The sequence below is a fragment of the Burkholderia sp. CpTa8-5 genome (genome assembly GCF_017815045.1).
Classification (GTDB): Bacteria; Pseudomonadota; Gammaproteobacteria; order Burkholderiales; family Burkholderiaceae; genus Burkholderia; species Burkholderia sola.
Genome location: NZ_JAGIQD010000010.1, coordinates 88,304 through 106,743 on the forward strand (window position 1 = coordinate 88,304; position 18,440 = coordinate 106,743).

Here is an 18,440-nt window from a genome sequence, read left to right on the forward strand (position 1 = left end):
CGGGGTGGGCCGGCAGGTTGCCGGCCGCCCCGGCGCTGACTGCCGGCGCCGGAGCGTTTCGTGGATGGCAGGTTTGTTGGCAGGGTGGCCCGGCATGCGGGCCGCGGCGCCGCGAAGCGGCCCGCAAGCCCTGCAAGGTAGAACATGACGGCCCTCGCAACACCACCGCCCGGCTGAGCCGGCGCGCCCCTTTCGCGATCGACCCGGTCGCTTCCCGCCGGTTACCGCCGGCGCTCCTCAGTCCCATCATCACGTAGCAATGCTTTGACCACCATGTCCACTTCGCCCAAGATCATCTACACCCTCACCGACGAAGCGCCGGCGCTCGCGACCTATTCGCTGCTGCCGATCGTCAAGGCCTTCACGCGTTCGTCGGGCGTCGCCGTCGAAACGCGCGACATCTCGCTCGCCGGCCGCATCATCGCGGCATTCGCAGACATCCTGCCGTCGGAGCAGAAGGGTTCCGACGATCTGGCCGAACTGGGCCAGCTCACGCTGAAGCCGGAAGCGAACATCATCAAGCTGCCGAACATCAGCGCATCGGTGCCGCAGTTGAAGGCCGCGATCGCCGAACTGCAGGCGCAGGGCTACGCGCTGCCGGCCTATCCGGAAGATCCGTCGACGGACGAAGAGAAGGCCGTCAAGGCGCGCTACGACAAGATCAAGGGCAGCGCGGTGAACCCGGTGCTGCGCGAAGGCAACTCCGACCGCCGCGCGCCGCTGTCGGTCAAGAACTACGCACGCAAGCATCCGCACAAGATGGGCGCGTGGAAGGCCACGTCGAAGGCCCACGTCGCGCACATGACCGAAGGCGATTTCTACGGCAGCGAGAAGTCGGCGCTGATCGCCGATGCCGGCAGCGTGAAGATCGAACTGACGACGACCGACGGCGCGAAGAAGGTGCTGAAGGAAAAGACGGCCGTGAAGGCCGGTGAAGTGATCGACGCGTCGGTGATGAGCCGCAACGCGCTGCGCCGCTTCATCGAAGCGCAGATCGCCGACGCGAAGGCGCAGGACGTGCTGTTCTCGGTGCACCTGAAGGCGACCATGATGAAGGTCTCGGACCCGATCCTGTTCGGTCACTTCGTGTCGGTGTTCTACCGCGACGCGCTCGCGAAGCACGCGGACGTGCTGGCGAAGGTCGGCTTCAACCCGAACAACGGGATCGGCGACCTGTACGCGCGCCTGAAGGACCTGCCGGCCGACACGCGCGAAGCGATCGAAGCCGACGTCAAGGCCGAGTACGCGGTGCGCCCGCGCCTCGCGATGGTCAACTCGGACAAGGGCATCACGAACCTGCACGTGCCGAGCGACGTGATCGTCGACGCATCGATGCCGGCGATGATCCGCGATTCGGGCGGCATGTGGGGCCCGGACGGCCAACTGTACGACGCGAAGGCGGTGATTCCGGACCGCTGCTACGCGGGCGTCTACCAGGCCGTGATCGAGGACTGCAAGCAGCACGGCGCGTTCGATCCGGTCACGATGGGCAGCGTGCCGAACGTCGGCCTGATGGCGCAGGCGGCCGAGGAATACGGTTCGCACGACAAGACGTTCCAGATCCCGGCGGACGGCGTCGTGCGCGTCACCGACGAAGCCGGCAACGTGCTGCTCGAGCACGCGGTCGAGGCGGGCGACATCTGGCGCATGTGCCAGACGAAGGACGCGCCGGTGCAGGACTGGGTCAAGCTCGCGGTCAACCGCGCCCGTGCGACCGGCGCGCCGGCCGTGTTCTGGCTCGATCCGGCGCGCGCGCACGATGCGCAGATCATCGCGAAGGTCGAACGCTACCTGAAGGATCACGACACGAACGGCCTCGACATCCGCATCATGACGCCGGAAGACGCGACCCGCTTCTCGCTCGAGCGCATCCGCGCGGGCAAGGACACGATCTCGGTCACCGGCAACGTGCTGCGCGACTACCTGACCGACCTGTTCCCGATCATGGAGCTCGGCACCAGCGCGAAGATGCTGTCGATCGTGCCGCTGATGGCCGGCGGCGGGATGTTCGAAACGGGGGCGGGCGGCTCCGCGCCGAAGCACGTGCAGCAGTTCGTCGAGGAAGGCTTCCTGCGCTGGGATTCGCTCGGCGAATTCCTCGCACTGGCCGCGTCGCTCGAGCACCTCGGCAACGCGTACCAGAACCCGAAGGCGCTCGTGCTCGCGAAGACGCTCGACCAGGCGACCGGCAAGTTCCTGGACGAGAACAAGTCGCCGGCGCGCAAGGTCGGCGGCCTCGACAACCGCGGCAGCCACTTCTACCTGTGCCTGTACTGGGCGCAGGCGCTGGCCGAGCAGACCGAGGACGCCGCGCTGAAGGCACAGTTCGAGGGCGTGGCGAAGGCGCTGTCCGACAGCGAAGCGCGCATCCTGGAGGAACTGGCGGCCGCGCAAGGCAAGCCGCAGGCGATCGGCGGCTACTACCGTCCGAACGTCGACCTGACGAGCCAGGCCATGCGCCCGAGCGCGACGCTGAACGGCATCGTCGACGCGGTCGCCTGACCCCGGGCGCGCACTCGCGCGAGCCGATGTGTGTGTCGACGCGGCGCGGTGAGCCGTTCGCCGCCCGACACCCAATAAAAACGCCCCGGTCGCCCGGGGCGTTTTTCGTTGCAGGCGTGCCATTCAGACGTGAACGATTTCCCATTCGGCGATTTCGTCCGGCACTTCGAGCGTGGCCGTGTCCAGTTCGGACGGCTGCGCGCAGTCGCCGCGGGAGATGCGGTCGGCTGCGACTTCGGGGCACGAGAACGCACCGAGCGAAGCGTTGCCGAACGTCGCTTCCCAGCCGCCGTTTGCCGGCAGGATGTAGAACGACCCGAGCGCTGAACCAAAGCGAAATCCCTTCATTTCCGTTCTCCCTTTCTGATCACAAGCGATTCTGTTGTGCCGCCTGCCGGATCGACCGGCCGTGGCCCGACTGACTGCTTTGCGCCGGGTTCCGTGTCGAACGTCGTGGCGAAGCGTCAGTGCATGGAACAAAGTCTACGTCCGCGACTCGCCCGGATGGTGCATGTAGAACGGCTTCTCGAAACAAAAATTCTCTTTTAAAAACAAATAATTATTTGCATCGTTTTGTATGGCGGAACGTTTTTCGGCATCGCGAAACGGGAAATTTGTGCCCTGCACCACGAATTTTTATAACGCAGGGACTTGTTCCGCATCGTGAAAAATTGACGGGTTGACGGATCGTCGATGCAGCGGATGGGGGTAACGTGGGGGCGGGCGCAACGCGTAAAGGGACGGCAGATGAGCAGCGATGGCTGCCGAAGCGTCGTTTGGCGATGCTGATCGTCGCGCCGCATCCGGCGCGGTAGCGATGCTCGCTGCGGCGTATCGCCGCCCGCCCGGCAGCGCTTTTCGATCCGGCCCTGCGGTTATGATGACGTGACCGCCGCGGCTGTCGCGCGGCGCTGTATGAACGACGAGGATCGATTGATGAGACGGAGAACCTTCCTGTCGCGCACCATCGGTGTCGCGGCCGCATCGCTGTTCGCGCGCACCGCGTGGGCGCAGCATGCCGGTCACGCGGGCATGGCCGGCATGGATTCGATGGACGACATGCCTGGCATGTCGGGTATGTCAGGGATGTCGGCGCACGCGCAGCACGGCAAGCTCGCACCGGGCGCGCTCGCGGCCGCCGACGCGCTGCCGGCCGGCGCGCCGCTCGCGACGTTGCGCACGCTCGCCAACGAAAGCCGCGAGCCCGGCACGTTCCGGGCCACGCTGGTTGCTCAACCGGTGGCGCGACCGCTGCTGCGCGGCGCGCGGCCGACCGCGTTCTGGCAGTTCGGCGCGGGCACGCAAGGCCCCGTCGTCGGCCCGCTGATCGACGTGCGCGAGGGCGATACGGTCGAGATCAGGTTCGTCAACAAGCTGCCGCAGCCGTCGACGATCCACTGGCACGGCCTGCCGGTGCCGCCCGACCAGGACGGCAACCCGTCCGATCCCGTCGCGCCCGGCGCGTCGCGCGTGTATCGCTTCACGCTGCCGAAGGGCAGCGCCGGCACCTACTGGTACCACCCGCATCCGCACATGATGACCGCCGAGCAGGTGTTCCGCGGGCTGGCCGGCCCGTTCGTCGTGCGCGCCGCGGACGATCCGCTCGCCGGCTGGCCCGAGCGCCACCTGTTCGTGTCGGACCTGAAGCTTGCACGCGACGGCACGATTGCGCCGAACGACATGATGGACTGGATGAACGGCCGTGAAGGCCAGTTCGTGCTGGTCAATGGCGCGCGCCGGCCGCGCATCGATGTCGCGGGCGACGAACGGTGGCGGGTCTGGAACGCGTGCAGCGCACGCTACCTGCGCATCGCGTTCGACGACGGCCGCGCGTTCGAGCACGTGGGCACCGACGGCGGATTGTTCGATGCGCCGCGGCGCGTGACGTCGCTGCTGATTGCGCCGGGCGAGCGCGCGGAGCTGCTGGTCCGCGCCGGCGACCGTGCGTCGCGCGCGGTGCTGCAGGCGGCCGAGTACGACCGCCGCAAGATGGCGATGTCGCACGACGACGGTCACGGCAGCCTGCCGCCCGACCCGGCGCTGGCGCTGGCCGACGTCGCGTTCGCGCCCGCCGCGGCCCGCGCGCTGCCTGCCACGCTGCGCGCGGTGCGGCCGCTGGGCGAACCGGCCGCGCACAAGACGGTTGCGTTCGGCGAGGAAATGGACATGGACGCGATGATGAAGGGCGCGGCCCACGGCCGGCCGGCGGGCATGCGCTTCACGATCAACGGCGACACCTACGCGCCGCACCGCGCGACGCTGACGAGCCGCCGCGGCGACGTCGAGCGCTGGGAGATCCGCAATACGACGGACATGGATCACCCGTTCCATTTGCACGGCACGCAGTTCCAGGTGATCGAGCGGGCGTCGGGTGGTTCACGCACGAGCGAGCCGTTCCGCGCATGGCGCGATACGGTGAACGTGCGCAGCGGCGAAACCGTGTCGATTCTCGTCACGCAAGACATGCCGGGCGAGCGCATGTTTCACTGCCATATTCTCGAACACGAGGATCTCGGCATGATGGGCACGCTGAAGGTCGTGTAACTAAGCCGCGAATGCGTTTCACGCGCGGATTCGTTATCCGATCTGCATGCGCGACGAGACAATATGCGTTCAACGGTCGGGATTGAACGAAAAGGCCGGCCAATCGATTATCGACGGGCCGGCCTCAAAAAAAGAAACCCGGCGCAATGCGCCGGGTTTCTTCGTCAGATATCCGATGCCTTATACGGCCTGGATGTTCGACGCTTGCTTGCCCTTCGGCCCTTGGACGACGTCAAAGCTCACCTTCTGGCCTTCCTTCAGCGTCTTGAAGCCATTCATGGTGATAGCCGAGAAGTGCGCAAACAGATCCTCACCGCCCTCGTCGGGAGTGATGAAACCGAAGCCCTTCGCGTCGTTGAACCATTTAACGATACCAGTTGCCATTTCCTACTTCCCCTGTCACACAGTCGCTGCTACTTACCACGAGCACGCTCGAAAAGCTAAACGACCGGAAAATGCAGCCGTTCCCCCCTCACAAGCTCACCTCGGCCCCTTTCGTTTCGCCAACCGGCGAATTGAAAAAAGTGCCAGCTTGATTGTTGGCGCTCTTTATTGGAGTGTCAAGTGGAATTTTTAGACGTTTAGAGGGTCGTTGTAAAGAACCCATTTTCAGGGTTTTTCCGGCTTTGCCTGGCTGCATGCGGCCAAGCGCGAGGGTTTGAAAAGCCGCATAATCGGCTCATATACCAGGCTCGAGTGACACGCGTTCGAGTCGTCCCGGCTTGTGGGATACTGGATGCGGACACGACGTTCCGGTGCGATTCCCCCTGACGGTTCGTGTTCCGCGCCACGCGTGAAAGCCGGCACCGCAGCCGGCTTTCGTATGGCGCGAAGGCGATCGCGTGTTCCGGGATACCGGGGAGGGCGCCGGCCGGTCGGTCGGGTAATGGCAGGATTGCGGGCCTGTCCGAGTTGTTTAGAATGGGTGTATGGCGATTATCCCGGACAAGCAGGACAGTACCGTCCTGGAACGCAAGCAGCAGAAGCTGAAGCCGCCTTCGATGTACAAGGTGGTGCTGCTGAACGACGACTTCACCCCGATGGAGTTCGTCGTGATGGTGGTCCAGGAGTATTTCAAGAAGGATCGCGAGACGGCCACGCAGATCATGCTGAAGGTCCATCGCGAAGGACGAGGGGTATGTGGGGTCTATACGCGGGACATCGCGTCGACCAAGGTTGAGCAAGTCGTTACCCATGCGCGGCAGGCAGGGCATCCGCTGCAGTGCGTGATGGAGGAAGCATGATTGCCCAGGAATTGGAAGTCAGCCTGCACATGGCGTTCATGGAAGCACGCCAGGCGCGCCATGAGTTCATTACGGTCGAGCATCTGCTGCTGGCCCTGCTGGATAATCCGACGGCGGCCGAGGTGTTGCGCGCGTGCGCGGCAAACATCGAGGACCTGCGTCAGAACCTGCGCAATTTCATCCACGACAACACACCTACCGTCCCGGGCACCGACGATGTCGATACCCAGCCGACGCTCGGTTTCCAGCGCGTGATCCAGCGCGCGATCATGCACGTCCAGTCGACGTCGAACGGCAAGAAGGAAGTGACGGGCGCGAACGTGCTGGTCGCGATCTTCGGCGAGAAGGATTCGCATGCCGTGTACTACCTGCAGCAGCAGGGCGTCACGCGCCTCGACGTGGTGAATTTCATTTCGCACGGCATCGCGAAGACGAACAGCGGCGAAGCCGCGAAGTCGACCGACGCGAACGCGGAAAGCGAAGACGCGAACGCGCAGAAGGAAACGCCGCTCGCGCAGTTCACGCAGAACCTGAACCAGATGGCGAAGGACGGCCGCATCGATCCGCTGATCGGCCGCGAGCCCGAGGTCGAGCGCGTCGTGCAGGTGCTGTGCCGCCGCCGCAAGAACAATCCGCTGCTCGTCGGCGAAGCCGGTGTCGGCAAGACCGCGATCGCCGAAGGGCTCGCGTATCGGATCACGCGCGGCGAAGTGCCGGACATCCTCGCGAACGCGCAGGTGTACTCGCTCGACATGGGCGCGCTGCTGGCGGGCACCAAGTACCGCGGCGATTTCGAGCAGCGTCTGAAGACGGTGCTGAAGGAGCTCAAGGAGCGTCCGCACGCGATCCTGTTCATCGACGAAATCCATACGCTGATCGGCGCGGGCGCCGCGTCGGGCGGCACGCTCGATGCGTCGAACCTGCTGAAGCCGGCGTTGTCGTCGGGCACGCTCAAGTGCATCGGCGCAACCACGTTCACCGAGTATCGCGGCATCTTCGAGAAGGATGCGGCGCTGTCGCGGCGCTTCCAGAAGGTCGACGTGACGGAGCCGAGCGTCGAGCAGACGGTCGCGATCCTGCGCGGGCTGAAGTCGCGCTTCGAGGAGCACCACGGCGTCAAGTATTCGTCGGGTGCGCTGTCGGCCGCGGCCGAGCTGTCGGCGCGCTTCATCACCGACCGTCACCTGCCGGACAAGGCGATCGACGTGATCGACGAGGCGGGCGCCGCGCAGCGCATCCTGCCGAAGTCGAAGCAGAAGAAGACGATCGGCAAGGGCGAGATCGAGGAAATCATCTCGAAGATCGCGCGCGTGCCGGCGCAAAGCGTGTCGCAGGACGATCGCAGCAAGCTGCAGACGCTCGACCGCGACCTGAAGAGCGTCGTGTTCGGCCAGGATCCGGCGATCGACGCGCTCGCGGCGTCGATCAAGATGGCGCGCGCGGGCCTCGGCAAGATGGACAAGCCGATCGGCGCGTTCCTGTTCTCCGGCCCGACGGGCGTCGGCAAGACCGAAGTGGCGCGCCAGCTGGCGTTCACGCTCGGCATCGAGCTGATCCGCTTCGACATGTCGGAATACATGGAACGTCACGCGGTGAGCCGGTTGATCGGCGCGCCGCCGGGCTACGTCGGGTTCGACCAGGGCGGCCTGCTGACCGAAGCCGTCACGAAGAAGCCGCATTGCGTGCTGCTGCTCGACGAAATCGAGAAGGCGCATCCGGACATCTTCAACGTGCTGCTGCAGGTGATGGACCACGGCACGCTGACGGACAACAACGGCCGCAAGGCGGATTTCCGCAACGTCATCATCATCATGACGACGAACGCGGGCGCCGAGTCGATGCAGAAGGCGACGATCGGCTTCACGACGCGCCGCGAAACCGGCGACGAGATGACCGACATCAAGCGCCTGTTCACGCCGGAGTTCCGCAACCGGCTGGATGCGATCATCAGCTTCCGCTCGCTCGATGAGGAAATCATCATGCGCGTGGTCGACAAGTTCCTGATCCAGCTCGAGGAACAGCTGCACGAGAAGAAGGTCGACGCGCTCTTCACCGACGCGTTGCGCAAGCATCTCGCGAAGCACGGCTTCGACCCGCTGATGGGCGCGCGGCCGATGCAGCGGCTGATCCAGGACACGATCCGGCGTGCACTGGCCGACGAGCTACTGTTCGGCAAGCTTCTCAACGGCGGTCATGTGACGGTCGACGTCGACGAAAACGACAAGGTGCAGTTGTCGTTCGACAAGCTGGCGAATCCGCCGCACAAGCCGAACGAAGAGACGGTCGAAGTCGAGTAAGCGATAATTCGTTGTTCATGCGAACGGCGCGGGAAGTTCTCCGCGCCGTTTCGTTTTATCCGGCGCCGGCGGCGCGATGGTGGGGCAGGGGAGTGGTAACGCAGTGACACGACAACAACGGTCGTTCGACGCTATCGTCGCGCGTGAACAAGGGCTGCGCCACGCGCTGACGTCGGGGCAGATGGCGATGATCGCGATCGGTGGCGCGATCGGCACGGGGCTGTTCCTCGGCAGCGGGTTTGCGATCGGGCTCGCGGGCCCGAGCGTGCTGCTTTCCTATGCGATCGGCGCACTGATTGCGCTGCTGCTGATGGGCGCGCTTGCGGAAATGACGGTCGCGCATCCGACGGCCGGCTCGTTCGGCGCCTATGCCGAGCATTACGTCGGCCCGCTCGCGGGCTTCCTGGTGCGCTATGCGTACTGGTTCGCGGTCGTGTTCGCGATCGGTACCGAGATCAGCGCGATCGCCGTGTTCATGAAGTACTGGTTCCCGGCCGTGCCCGGCTGGTACTGGGTGATCGGATTTTCCGCGCTGCTGATCGCCGTGAACCTCGCGAGCGTCACGCTGTACGGGACGGTCGAATACGCGTTCTCGCTGCTGAAGATCGCGGCGATCGTCGTGTTCATCGTGCTCGGCGCGTTTCTCGTGTGGTCGGCGCCGCCCGCATCGGGCATCGGTTTCGTGAACTACACCGCGCACGGCGGCTTCATGCCGAAGGGGCCGTGGGGCACCTGGGTTGCCGTGATCGTCGCGATCTTCAGCTACATGAGCATCGAGGCCGTCGCGATCGCGGCCGGCGAGGCGCGCGATCCGCAGCACGCGGTCACGCGCGCATTCCGCTCGACGGTGTTCCGGCTCGTGCTGTTCTACCTGCTGACGCTCGCGCTGATGCTCGCGATCGTGCCGTGGACGCAGGCCGGCACCGACGAAAGCCCGTTCGTGAAGGTGATGGCCGCGACGCACGTGCCGTATGCGGCGGGCGTGATCAACTTCGTGCTGTTGATCGCGGCGCTGTCGGCGATGAACAGCCAGCTCTACGTGACGACGCGGATGATGTTCAGCCTGTCGCGCGCGCAACTCGCGCCGGCGGTGTTCGGCCGGCTCGGCGCGAACGGCGTGCCGCGCGCCGCGCTGTGGATCTCGACGAGCGGCGTCGCGGTGGCGGCCGTGCTGGTCGCGCTCGCGCCCGACACCGCGTTCACCGTGATGATGGCGATCGCGATGTTCGGCGCGCTGTTCACGTGGCTGATGATCTTCGTCACGCACCTGCGGTTCCGTGCGCGGTATCGCGGCCCTGCGCTCGCGTTCCGGATGTGGGGGCACCCGTTCGGCAGCCTGGCCGGTGCGGGGCTCGTCGCGGCGATCCTGCTGACGACCCCTTTCACGCGCGAATTCCGGATGACGATGGTGGTCGGTGTCGTGTTCGTCGTGCTGCTGACGCTCGCCTACGCGTTGCACTACCGCCACCAGCACGCGCGCTGACCGCGGCGTCGCGAACCCGCGCCTGCGCGAATCGCGCAACCGGGCTGCACGTGGCGGTGCGCAAAAAGAAAAAGGGGCCGTGGCCCCTTTTTTCGTGCTGTGTGGCTCAGTGACGGCCGGTGCTGCCGAAGCCGCCTTCGCCGCGGTCGCTTTGCGCGAACTCGTCGACGATGTTGAATTGCGCCTGCACGACCGGCACGATCACGAGCTGCGCGAGGCGTTCGAACGGGTTCAGCACGAATTCGGTCTGGCCGCGATTCCACGTCGACACCATCAACTGGCCCTGGTAGTCGGAATCGATCAGGCCGACGAGGTTGCCGAGCACGATCCCGTGCTTGTGGCCGAGGCCCGAGCGCGGCAGGATCAGCGCCGCATAGCCGGGATCGGCGAGGTGGATCGCGAGGCCGGTCGGCACCAGCGTGGTTTCGCCCGGCTGCAGCGTGACCGGCGCGTCGAGGCATGCGCGCAGGTCGAGGCCGGCGCTGCCGGGGGTCGCGTAGGCGGGCAGGTAATCGCGCATGCGCGCGTCGAGAATCTTCAGGTCGAGTTTCATGCGGTGGTCGAATCGGTCGGGAAGGGCGCGGCGGCGTCTGCCGCCGCGCAAGGGATCAGATCAGGCGGTTGTCCGGCAGGCGCTTCGCGATTTCGGCCACGAGCGTATGCGCGAGTTCGTCTTTGGGCGCGCGCGGCAGGCGCGTGAGGCCGGCCGCTTCGAACAACACGACTTCGTTGTCGTCGCGCCCGAACGTCAGCGGGCCGAGGTTGCCGACGAGCAGCGGCACGTTCTTGCGCTTGCGCTTCTCGTCGCCATGCACGTCGAGGTCGCCGCTTTCGGCCGCGAAGCCGACGCAGAACGGCGCATCGGGCAGCGCCGCGACCGATGCGAGGATGTCGGGGTTCTCGACGAACGCGAGCGCCGGCATCTTGCGGTCGGCCGTCTTCTTCATCTTGTGCTCGGCCGGCTGGTCGACGCGCCAGTCGGCGACTGCGGCCACCGCGATGAAGATGTCGGCATCGTTCACGGCATGCATCACCGCGTCATACATCTGCTGCGCGGTCTGCACGTCCTGGCGGGTCACGCCCCACGGCGTGTCGAGCGCGACCGGCCCGGCGACGAGATGCACGTCGGCGCCGGCCTGTTGCGCGGCGCGCGCGAGCGCGAAACCCATCTTGCCGCTGGAGCGGTTCGTCAGGCCGCGCACCGGGTCGAGCGGTTCGAATGTGGGCCCGGCCGTGATCAGCACGCGGCGGTGCGCGAGCACCTTCGGCGCGAAGTGCGCGACGATCGCTTCATAGATCGCCTCGGGTTCGAGCATGCGGCCGTCGCCGACTTCGCCGCAGGCCTGCGCGCCCGAATCCGGGCCGAGCACCGACACGCCGTCCGCGCGCAATTGCGCGGCGTTGCGTTGCGTGGCCGGGTTCTGCCACATCTGGCGGTTCATTGCGGGCACGACGAGCAGCGGACAGTCGCGCGCGACGCACAGCGTCGACAACAGATCGTCGGCGAACCCGTGCGCGAGCTTCGCGAGGAAATCCGTCGACGCGGGCGCGATCACGATCGCGTCGGCTTCGCGCGACAGGTCGATGTGCGCCATGTTGTTGTCGATGCGCGCGTCCCACTGGCTCGTATAGACGGGCCGGCCCGACAGCGCCTGCATCGTGACGGGCGTGATGAACTGGGTGGCGGCGTCGGTCATCGCGACCTGCACGGTCGCGCCGGCCTTCACGAGCAGCCGCGTGAGTTCGGCGATCTTGTAGCAGGCGATGCCGCCCGTCAGGCCGAGAACGAGGTGTTTTCCTGCGAGTTCTGCGTGTGCCAACTCAGGCCTCCTGGGGTCAAACGGAACGGCCGGCGCGAAGCCGGCCGTCGACACGGAGTATGCGCGCTCAGCGCGCGCCGCGCACGCGCCGCAGCTCGTCGTAGATCAGCAGCACCGCGCCGACCGTGATCGCGGAATCGGCGAGGTTGAACGCCGGGAAGTGCCACGCGCCGACGTGAAAATCGAGGAAGTCGATCACGTGGCCGTAGACGAGCCGGTCGATCACGTTGCCGAGCGCGCCGCCGAGGATCAGCGCGAGCGACACGCTGAATAGCCGCTGGTGGCCGTGGCGCTTCAGCAGGAAGCAGATCACGAGCGTCGCGCCGACGCCGAGCGCGGTGAACGCCCAGCGCTGCCAGCCGCTCGCGGTCGACAGGAAGCCGAACGCGGCGCCGCGGTTGTACACCAGCACGAGGTTGAAGAACGACGTCAGCGCATGCTGCGCGCCGTACGCGAATGTCTTGAGGATCGCGATCTTCGACAGCTGGTCGAACAGGATCACGATCAGCGAAATGCCGAGCCAGGGCGCGAGCGCGCCGCTGGCCGGTTTCGACAGGGTCTTCGCCATAATTTAAGCAGCGCTCCGGATTTCGCCGTTTTCAAACAGGTTCGAGAAGCAGCGGCCGCACAGCGTCGGATGATCGGCGTGCGCGCCGACATCTTCACGGTAGTGCCAGCAGCGCTCGCACTTCTGGTACTTCGACGCGGCCACGTCGACGCTTTCCTGCGCTTCGTCGTCGACCTTCACGACGGTCGCCGCCGACGTGATCAGCACGAACTTGAGATCGTCGCCGAGGCTCGTCAGCGCGTCGTAGCGCGCGCCGCTCGCATGCACGGTCACTTCGGCCTGCAGCGACGAACCGATGCGGTTCGCGGTGCGCGCTTCCTCGAGCGCCTTCGTCACGTTGCCGCGCACGTCGCGCAGCAGCGCCCACTTGTCGATCAGCGCGGCCGAGCCGGCGACTTCCGGATACGCATAGTAGGTTTCCGTGAAGATCGTGTCGCTCGCCGGCTGGAACACCTTCCACGCTTCTTCCGCCGTGAACGACAGGAACGGCGCGAGCACGCGCAGCAGGCCGTGCGTCAGGTGATACAGCGCGGTTTGCGCGGAGCGGCGCGCGCGCGAATCGGCGGCGCTCGTGTACAGGCGGTCCTTCAGCACGTCGAGGTAGAAGCCGCCGAGGTCTTCCGAGCAGTACGTCTGCAGCTTCGCGACGACCGGGTGGAATTCGTACTTCTCGTAGTGGCCGAGCAGTTCGGTCTGCAGTTGCTGCGAGAACGCGACCGCATAGCGGTCGATCTCGAGCCATTCGTCGACCGGCACCGCGTGCTGCGCGAAATCGAAATCCGACAGGTTCGCGAGCAGGAAGCGCAGCGTGTTGCGGATGCGGCGATAGCCTTCCGTTACGCGCTTCAGGATTTCCTCGGAGATCGCGAGTTCGCCCGAGTAGTCGGTCGATGCGATCCACAGGCGGATGATTTCCGCGCCGAGACGGTTCGCGACTTCATGCGGGTCGATGCCGTTGCCGAGCGACTTGCTCATCTTGCGGCCTTCGCCGTCGACCGTGAAGCCGTGCGTGAGCAGGCCCTTGTACGGCGCGCGACCGTCGATCATCGATGCCGTCAGGAGCGACGAGTGGAACCAGCCGCGATGCTGGTCCGAGCCTTCGAGGTACAGGTCGGCCGGGAACTGCAGCTGATCCTTGTGCGAGCCGCGCAGCACGTGCCAGTGCGTCGTGCCCGAATCGAACCACACGTCGAGCGTGTCGCGGTTCTTTTCGTACAGGTTCGCGTCGTCGCCGATCAGCTCGTGCGGGTCGAGCGATTGCCACGCCTCGATGCCCGACTGCTCGACGCGCTTCGCGACTTCCTCGAGCAGCTCGAGCGTGCGCGGGTGCAGCTCGCCGGTTTCCTTGTGCACGAAGAACGCCATCGGCACGCCCCACTGGCGCTGGCGCGACAGCGTCCAGTCGGGACGGTTCGCGATCATGCTGAACAGGCGCTGCTTGCCCCACGACGGGTAGAACGCGGTCGCGTCGACGCCTTCGAGCGCCGTCTCGCGCAGCGTCTTGCCGCCGTCGCGCGGCGTCACGTCCATGCCGGCAAACCACTGCGACGTCGCGCGGTAGATGATCGGCGTCTTGTGGCGCCAGCAGTGCATGTAGCTGTGCGTGTACTTCTCGCTGCGCAGCAGCGAGCCGGCCGCGTTCAGCGCGTCGACGATCTTCGGGTTCGCGTCCCAGATCGACAGGCCGCCGAACAGCGGCAGCGATTCGATATAGCGGCCGTCGCCCATCACCGGGTTGATGAAGTCGGAATCGGTCATCCCGTGCGCCTTGCACGACTGGAAGTCCTCGATACCGTACGCGGGCGACGAGTGCACGACGCCGGTACCCGTGTCGGTCGTCACGTAGTCGCCGAGATAGACGGGCGCGGTGCGCTGGTAGCCGGGGTGGGCCGAGGCGAGCGGGTGGTGGAAGCGCAGGTTCGCGAGCTTCACGCCGGGCGCGGTCGCGACGACGCGGCCGGTCAGCTTGAAGTCGGCCATGCAGGCTTCGACGCGCTCTTGCGCAATGATCAGCAGCCCGCGCTCGGTGTCGACCAGCGCGTAGACGATTTCCGGATGGAGGTTCAGCGCCTGGTTGGCGGGAATCGTCCACGGCGTGGTGGTCCAGATCACGATGCCGCCGTCGGCGCGCGGCAGCGCCGGCAGGCCGAACGCGTGCGCGGTCTTTTCCGGTTCCGCGAACGCGAACATCACGTCGATCGTCGGGTCGGTGCGGTCCTTGTACTCGACTTCCGCTTCCGCGAGCGCCGAGCCGCAGTCGAAGCACCAGTTGACCGGCTTCAGCCCGCGGTACACGTAGCCCTTCTCGATGATCTTGCCGAGCGCGCGGATTTCTTCCGCCTCGTTCACGAAGTTCATCGTCTTGTACGGATTCGCCCAGTCGCCGAGCACGCCCAGGCGCTTGAAGCCGACCTTCTGCTTCTCGATCTGCTCGGTCGCGTACGCGCGCGCCTTGCTCATCACCTCGGCCGCCGGCAGCGACTTGCCGAACTGCTTCTCGATCTGGATCTCGATCGGCATCCCGTGGCAATCCCAGCCGGGCACGTACGGCGCGTCGAAGCCGGCCATGTTGCGCGACTTGACGACGATGTCCTTCAGGATCTTGTTGACCGCGTGGCCGAGGTGGATGTCGCCGTTCGCATACGGCGGGCCGTCGTGCAGGATGAACTTCGGCCGGCCCTGGCTGGCCGCGCGGATCTTCTCGTAGATGCCGCGCTCCTCCCACTCCTTGACCCACTGCGGCTCGCGCTTGGGCAGGTCGCCGCGCATCGGGAACGGCGTGTCGAGCAGGTTGACCGGATACTTGGCCTGCGGTTTCGAATCGGCTTTCTTGTTGCTCATGATGGGATCGCTATCTAAATCGGGGACGCTCGGCGTCGTGAATCGGGTAGGCGCGCGACGGGGCGGCGCGAGGGTGCGGCGCGAGGCGCCGCCGTCCGGATCAGCTAATTCGGTCGGTAGCCGACGTCGCGAAGCCCGTCGCGCGGCTGCCCGGCGCACGGTCGCGTTCGACGAAATAAGCGCGTGCATTCGCGACGTCCAGCGCGATCGCGCGCGACAGCGCCTCGAGATCGTCGAACTTCGCCTCGTCGCGCAGCTTCTTCAGGAATTCGACACGGATCAGCTTGCCGTACGCATCGCCGTGCCAGTCGAGCAGGTGGACTTCGAGCAGCACGCGGCCCGAATCGTCGACGGTCGGGCGCAGCCCGAGGCTTGCGACGCCGGGCAGCGGCTCGGGGCCGAGGCCGTGCACCTGCACGACGAAGATGCCCGCGAGCGCCGGCCGCTTGTGCGCGATCGGCAGGTTCAGCGTCGGGAAGCCGAGGTCGCGGCCGAGCTTGAGGCCGTGCGCGACGTGGCCGCTGATCGCGTAGCCGTGGCCGAGCGCCTGCGCGGCCGCGTCGAGATCACCCGCGGCGAGCGCCGCGCGCACGCCGGAGCTGGAAATGCGCGTGCCGTCGCTGCCGGACACCGTGCCCATCTGCTCGACCTCGAAGCCGTGCAGCTCGCCGGCCGCCTTCAGCGTGTCGAAGGTGCCCGCGCGCTTCGCGCCGTAGCAGAAATCGTCACCGACCATCATCCAGCGCGCGTGCAGCCCGTTCACCAGCGTGCGCTCGACGAACGCCTGCGGCGACTGGCTCGCGAAGGTGTGGTTGAAGTGCTCGACGACGACGCGGTCGACCCCGTGGTCGCGCAATGCTTCCAGCTTGTCGCGCAGCATCGCGATGCGCGGCGGCGCGCCGGCCGGGTTGAAGAATTCGCGCGGGTGCGGCTCGAACGTCATCACGCACACGGGCAGGCCGCGTGCGTCCGCTGCCGCGCGCACGCGCGCGAGCAGGGCCTGATGCCCGCGATGGACACCGTCGAAGTTGCCGATCGTCAACGCGCACGGGGCGCGGCTCTCGGCGTTGGGCAGGCCGCGGAAGACTTTCACGATAGCGGATGCAGCGTCGGGGGAATGGGCGGTGGGATGCCGCAAAGCAGAAGATTATAAACGTTCGGGCGGCCCGACGGCCGAGAAGGCGGGAAACGCGAGGGCGAATGGTAAAATTCGCGGATGAAAAAACTCGTGATCCTGATTTCCGGTCGCGGCAGCAACATGGAGGCCATCGTCCGCGCGTGCGCGCAGGAACGCTGGCCGGCCGAGATTGCCGCCGTGATCGCCAACCGGCCCGATGCGGCCGGGCTGGCTTTTGCCGCGTCGCACGGGGTGGCGACGGCGGTGGTCGACCACCGGTCGTTCGACGGCCGCGACAGCTTCGACGCGGCGCTCGCCGCCGAGATCGACCGTTTCGCGCCCGATCTCGTCGTCCTCGCCGGCTTCATGCGCATCCTCACGCCCGCATTCGTCAGACGATACGAAGGCCGGCTGCTGAACATCCATCCGTCGCTGCTGCCGAGCTTCAAGGGCATCCACACGCATCAGCAGGCGCTGGATGCCGGCGTCGCGCTGCATGGCGCGAGCGTGCATTTCGTCATTCCCGAGCTCGACAGCGGCGCGATCGTCGCGCAGGGCGCGGTGCCCGTGCGCGCCGGCGACGACGCGGCCGCGCTCGCGCGGCGCGTGCTGACGGTCGAGCACGTGCTGTATCCGCGCGCGGTGCGCTGGTTCGTCGAGGGGCGTTTGCGCCTCGAGGACGGCCGTGCAGTGGTCGCGCCCGAAGAGGCGCGCTGGATTTTCGCGGATCAACCGCAAACCGAAACGAGTGAGGGCGTATGAAGCTGCACGGATTCCTGATTGGCCAGACCGAAACCCTGCTCGCCGAGGTGCTGAAGTTCGCCGGCCCCGCCGACGCGACGACGAGCCGGTTCTTCCGCGCGCACCCGAAGCTCGGGCATGCCGAGCGCGGCGTGATCGCCGAGGCCGTGTTCGCGGTGCTGCGCCGGAAGATGGAGTTTTCGCATCTGGCCGAGAGCGGCACCGGCACGCCCGCGCGGCGCCTGACGCTGCTCGGCCTGATGCAGACGATGGGGCGCAATGCGCTGAAGCCGTTCCTGTCCGACACCGAGTCCGCATGGCTCGAGCACGTGTCGAAGATCGATCCGGCGAGCCTGCCCGTGCGCATTCGCACGAACCTGCCCGACTGGATTCACCAGGCGCTGTCGGCCCGCTTCGACGCGGACGAGCTTGCGCAGCTCGCCGCCGCGCTGAACTACCCGGCGCCGCTCGACCTGCGCGCCAACGCGCAGAAGGCGAGCCGCGACCAGGTGATCGAAGCGCTGCGCGTGAGCGGCATCGACGCGGGCGCGACGCCGTTCGCGCCGTTCGGCGTGCGCGTGGTCGGCAAGCCGGCGCTGACGCGCCTGAAGCTGTTCGAGGAAGGCGCGATCGAGGTGCAGGACGAAGGCAGCCAGCTGCTGTGCTCGCTGGTCGCGCCGCGGCGCGGCGAGATGGTCGTCGATTTCTGCGCGGGCGCGGGCGGCAAGACGCTCGCGCTCGGCGCGATGATGCGCTCGACCGGGCGCCTCTATGCGTTCGACATCTCGGAGAAGCGCCTCGCGAAGCTGAAGCCGCGCCTCGCGCGCAGCGGGCTGTCGAACGTGAACCCGGTGCTGATCGACAGCGAGCACGACGCGAAGATCAAGCGGCTCGCCGGCAAGATCGACCGCGTGCTGGTCGACGCGCCGTGCAGCGGCCTCGGCACGCTGCGCCGCAATCCGGACCTGAAGTGGCGCCAGACGCGCACCGCGATCGACGAGCTGACGCCGAAACAGGCGTCGATCCTCGCGAGCGCCGCGCGGCTCGTGAAGAAGGGCGGCCGGCTCGTCTACGCGACCTGCAGCGTGCTCGACGCCGAGAACGAGCGCATCGTCGAGCAGTTCCTCGCCGATCACCCCGAGTTCGTGCTGGTGCCGGCGCAGCAGGTGCTGGCCGACCAGCGCATCGAGCTCGAGACGGGCGACTACCTGTCGCTGTGGCCGCACCGTCATGCGACCGACGGCTTCTTCGCCGCGGTGCTCGAACGCCGCGCCGCGCAGTAA

Annotated in this window: 14 protein-coding genes; 7 read left to right on the forward strand and 7 right to left on the reverse strand. The window is 66.6% G+C overall.

All coding sequences use genetic code 11. The features are described 5' to 3' along the window. The first annotated feature begins 273 nt into the window (after nt 1-273). Complete coding sequence (locus J8I35_RS17265; RefSeq protein ID WP_209926322.1) at nt 274-2,502, forward strand: NADP-dependent isocitrate dehydrogenase; 2,229 nt, start codon at nt 274-276, stop codon at nt 2,500-2,502. Between the two features lie 123 nt (nt 2,503-2,625). Here J8I35_RS17265 and J8I35_RS17270 read toward each other — a convergent pair whose 3' ends face one another. Beyond that, a complete protein-coding gene (locus J8I35_RS17270) occupies nt 2,626-2,850 on the reverse strand; it encodes a hypothetical protein (protein ID WP_006478028.1) in 225 nt (74 codons plus the stop codon). Nucleotides 2,851-3,438: 588 nt separating this feature from the next. Between J8I35_RS17270 and J8I35_RS17275 the strand changes: the two genes are divergently transcribed. Beyond that, nucleotides 3,439-5,046 (forward strand): multicopper oxidase family protein, encoded by a 1,608-nt coding sequence (locus tag J8I35_RS17275; protein ID WP_209926324.1) that lies wholly within the window; start codon nt 3,439-3,441, stop codon nt 5,044-5,046. A 180-nt stretch (nt 5,047-5,226) separates the two neighbouring features. Here J8I35_RS17275 and J8I35_RS17280 read toward each other — a convergent pair whose 3' ends face one another. Further along, the gene (locus tag J8I35_RS17280) at nt 5,227-5,430 is read right to left on the reverse strand and encodes a cold-shock protein (protein ID WP_006488945.1); all 204 of its coding nucleotides are present in this window, start codon (nt 5,428-5,430) and stop codon (nt 5,227-5,229) included. Nucleotides 5,431-5,975: 545 nt separating this feature from the next. Between J8I35_RS17280 and clpS the strand changes: the two genes are divergently transcribed. From clpS to J8I35_RS17295, 3 genes are all read left to right on the forward strand, one after another. Next, complete coding sequence (gene clpS / locus J8I35_RS17285) at nt 5,976-6,290, forward strand: ATP-dependent Clp protease adapter ClpS (protein WP_006398529.1); 315 nt, start codon at nt 5,976-5,978, stop codon at nt 6,288-6,290. Then, nucleotides 6,287-8,587, forward strand: coding sequence for an ATP-dependent Clp protease ATP-binding subunit ClpA (clpA, locus tag J8I35_RS17290; RefSeq protein WP_050017548.1), 2,301 nt, complete (start codon nt 6,287-6,289; stop codon nt 8,585-8,587). Before clpS ends, clpA begins: the two co-directional genes overlap by 4 nt. A gap of 103 nt (nt 8,588-8,690) precedes the next feature. Beyond that, nucleotides 8,691-10,070, forward strand: coding sequence for an amino acid permease (locus J8I35_RS17295; RefSeq protein ID WP_209926325.1), 1,380 nt, complete (start codon nt 8,691-8,693; stop codon nt 10,068-10,070). Between the two features lie 106 nt (nt 10,071-10,176). Here J8I35_RS17295 and dut read toward each other — a convergent pair whose 3' ends face one another. The 5 genes from dut to J8I35_RS17320 form a co-directional block, all read right to left on the reverse strand. Next, the gene (dut, locus tag J8I35_RS17300) at nt 10,177-10,623 is read right to left on the reverse strand and encodes a dUTP diphosphatase (RefSeq protein WP_209926327.1); all 447 of its coding nucleotides are present in this window, start codon (nt 10,621-10,623) and stop codon (nt 10,177-10,179) included. A 55-nt stretch (nt 10,624-10,678) separates the two neighbouring features. Continuing rightward, nucleotides 10,679-11,890 carry a bifunctional phosphopantothenoylcysteine decarboxylase/phosphopantothenate--cysteine ligase CoaBC gene (gene coaBC, locus J8I35_RS17305; protein WP_050017545.1) on the reverse strand — a complete coding sequence of 404 codons (1,212 nt, stop codon included), beginning with the start codon at nt 11,888-11,890 and terminating at the stop codon, nt 10,679-10,681. A gap of 67 nt (nt 11,891-11,957) precedes the next feature. Further along, nucleotides 11,958-12,458: a signal peptidase II gene (gene lspA / locus J8I35_RS17310; protein ID WP_050017544.1), complete on the reverse strand. Its 501-nt coding sequence runs from the start codon at nt 12,456-12,458 to the stop codon at nt 11,958-11,960. A 3-nt stretch (nt 12,459-12,461) separates the two neighbouring features. Further along, the gene (gene ileS / locus J8I35_RS17315; protein ID WP_209926333.1) at nt 12,462-15,299 is read right to left on the reverse strand and encodes an isoleucine--tRNA ligase; all 2,838 of its coding nucleotides are present in this window, start codon (nt 15,297-15,299) and stop codon (nt 12,462-12,464) included. 100 nt (nt 15,300-15,399) lie between these two features. Continuing rightward, on the reverse strand, nt 15,400-16,392 hold the full coding sequence (locus tag J8I35_RS17320; RefSeq protein ID WP_050017542.1) for a bifunctional riboflavin kinase/FAD synthetase: 993 nt from the start codon (nt 16,390-16,392) through the stop codon (nt 15,400-15,402). 123 nt (nt 16,393-16,515) lie between these two features. Here J8I35_RS17320 and purN point away from each other — a divergent pair, with 123 nt between their 5' ends. Together purN and J8I35_RS17330 are read left to right on the forward strand one after the other, a co-directional pair. Next, entirely contained in the window at nt 16,516-17,178 is a 663-nt protein-coding gene (gene purN, locus J8I35_RS17325; protein ID WP_006478038.1) for a phosphoribosylglycinamide formyltransferase, read from the forward strand. Then, nucleotides 17,175-18,440 carry an RsmB/NOP family class I SAM-dependent RNA methyltransferase gene (locus J8I35_RS17330; protein WP_050017541.1) on the forward strand — a complete coding sequence of 422 codons (1,266 nt, stop codon included), beginning with the start codon at nt 17,175-17,177 and terminating at the stop codon, nt 18,438-18,440. Before purN ends, J8I35_RS17330 begins: the two co-directional genes overlap by 4 nt.

Coding starts and splice junctions, on each gene's coding strand:
- J8I35_RS17265 (WP_209926322.1), top strand. CDS start 274: ATGTCCACTTCGCCCAAGATCATCTACACCCTCACCGACGAAGCGCCG.
- J8I35_RS17270 (WP_006478028.1), bottom strand. CDS start 2,850: ATGAAGGGATTTCGCTTTGGTTCAGCGCTCGGGTCGTTCTACATCCTG.
- J8I35_RS17275 (WP_209926324.1), top strand. CDS start 3,439: ATGAGACGGAGAACCTTCCTGTCGCGCACCATCGGTGTCGCGGCCGCA.
- J8I35_RS17280 (WP_006488945.1), bottom strand. CDS start 5,430: ATGGCAACTGGTATCGTTAAATGGTTCAACGACGCGAAGGGCTTCGGT.
- clpS (WP_006398529.1), top strand. CDS start 5,976: ATGGCGATTATCCCGGACAAGCAGGACAGTACCGTCCTGGAACGCAAG.
- clpA (WP_050017548.1), top strand. CDS start 6,287: ATGATTGCCCAGGAATTGGAAGTCAGCCTGCACATGGCGTTCATGGAA.
- dut (WP_209926327.1), bottom strand. CDS start 10,623: ATGAAACTCGACCTGAAGATTCTCGACGCGCGCATGCGCGATTACCTG.
- lspA (WP_050017544.1), bottom strand. CDS start 12,458: ATGGCGAAGACCCTGTCGAAACCGGCCAGCGGCGCGCTCGCGCCCTGG.
- ileS (WP_209926333.1), bottom strand. CDS start 15,299: ATGAGCAACAAGAAAGCCGATTCGAAACCGCAGGCCAAGTATCCGGTC.
- purN (WP_006478038.1), top strand. CDS start 16,516: ATGAAAAAACTCGTGATCCTGATTTCCGGTCGCGGCAGCAACATGGAG.
- J8I35_RS17330 (WP_050017541.1), top strand. CDS start 17,175: ATGAAGCTGCACGGATTCCTGATTGGCCAGACCGAAACCCTGCTCGCC.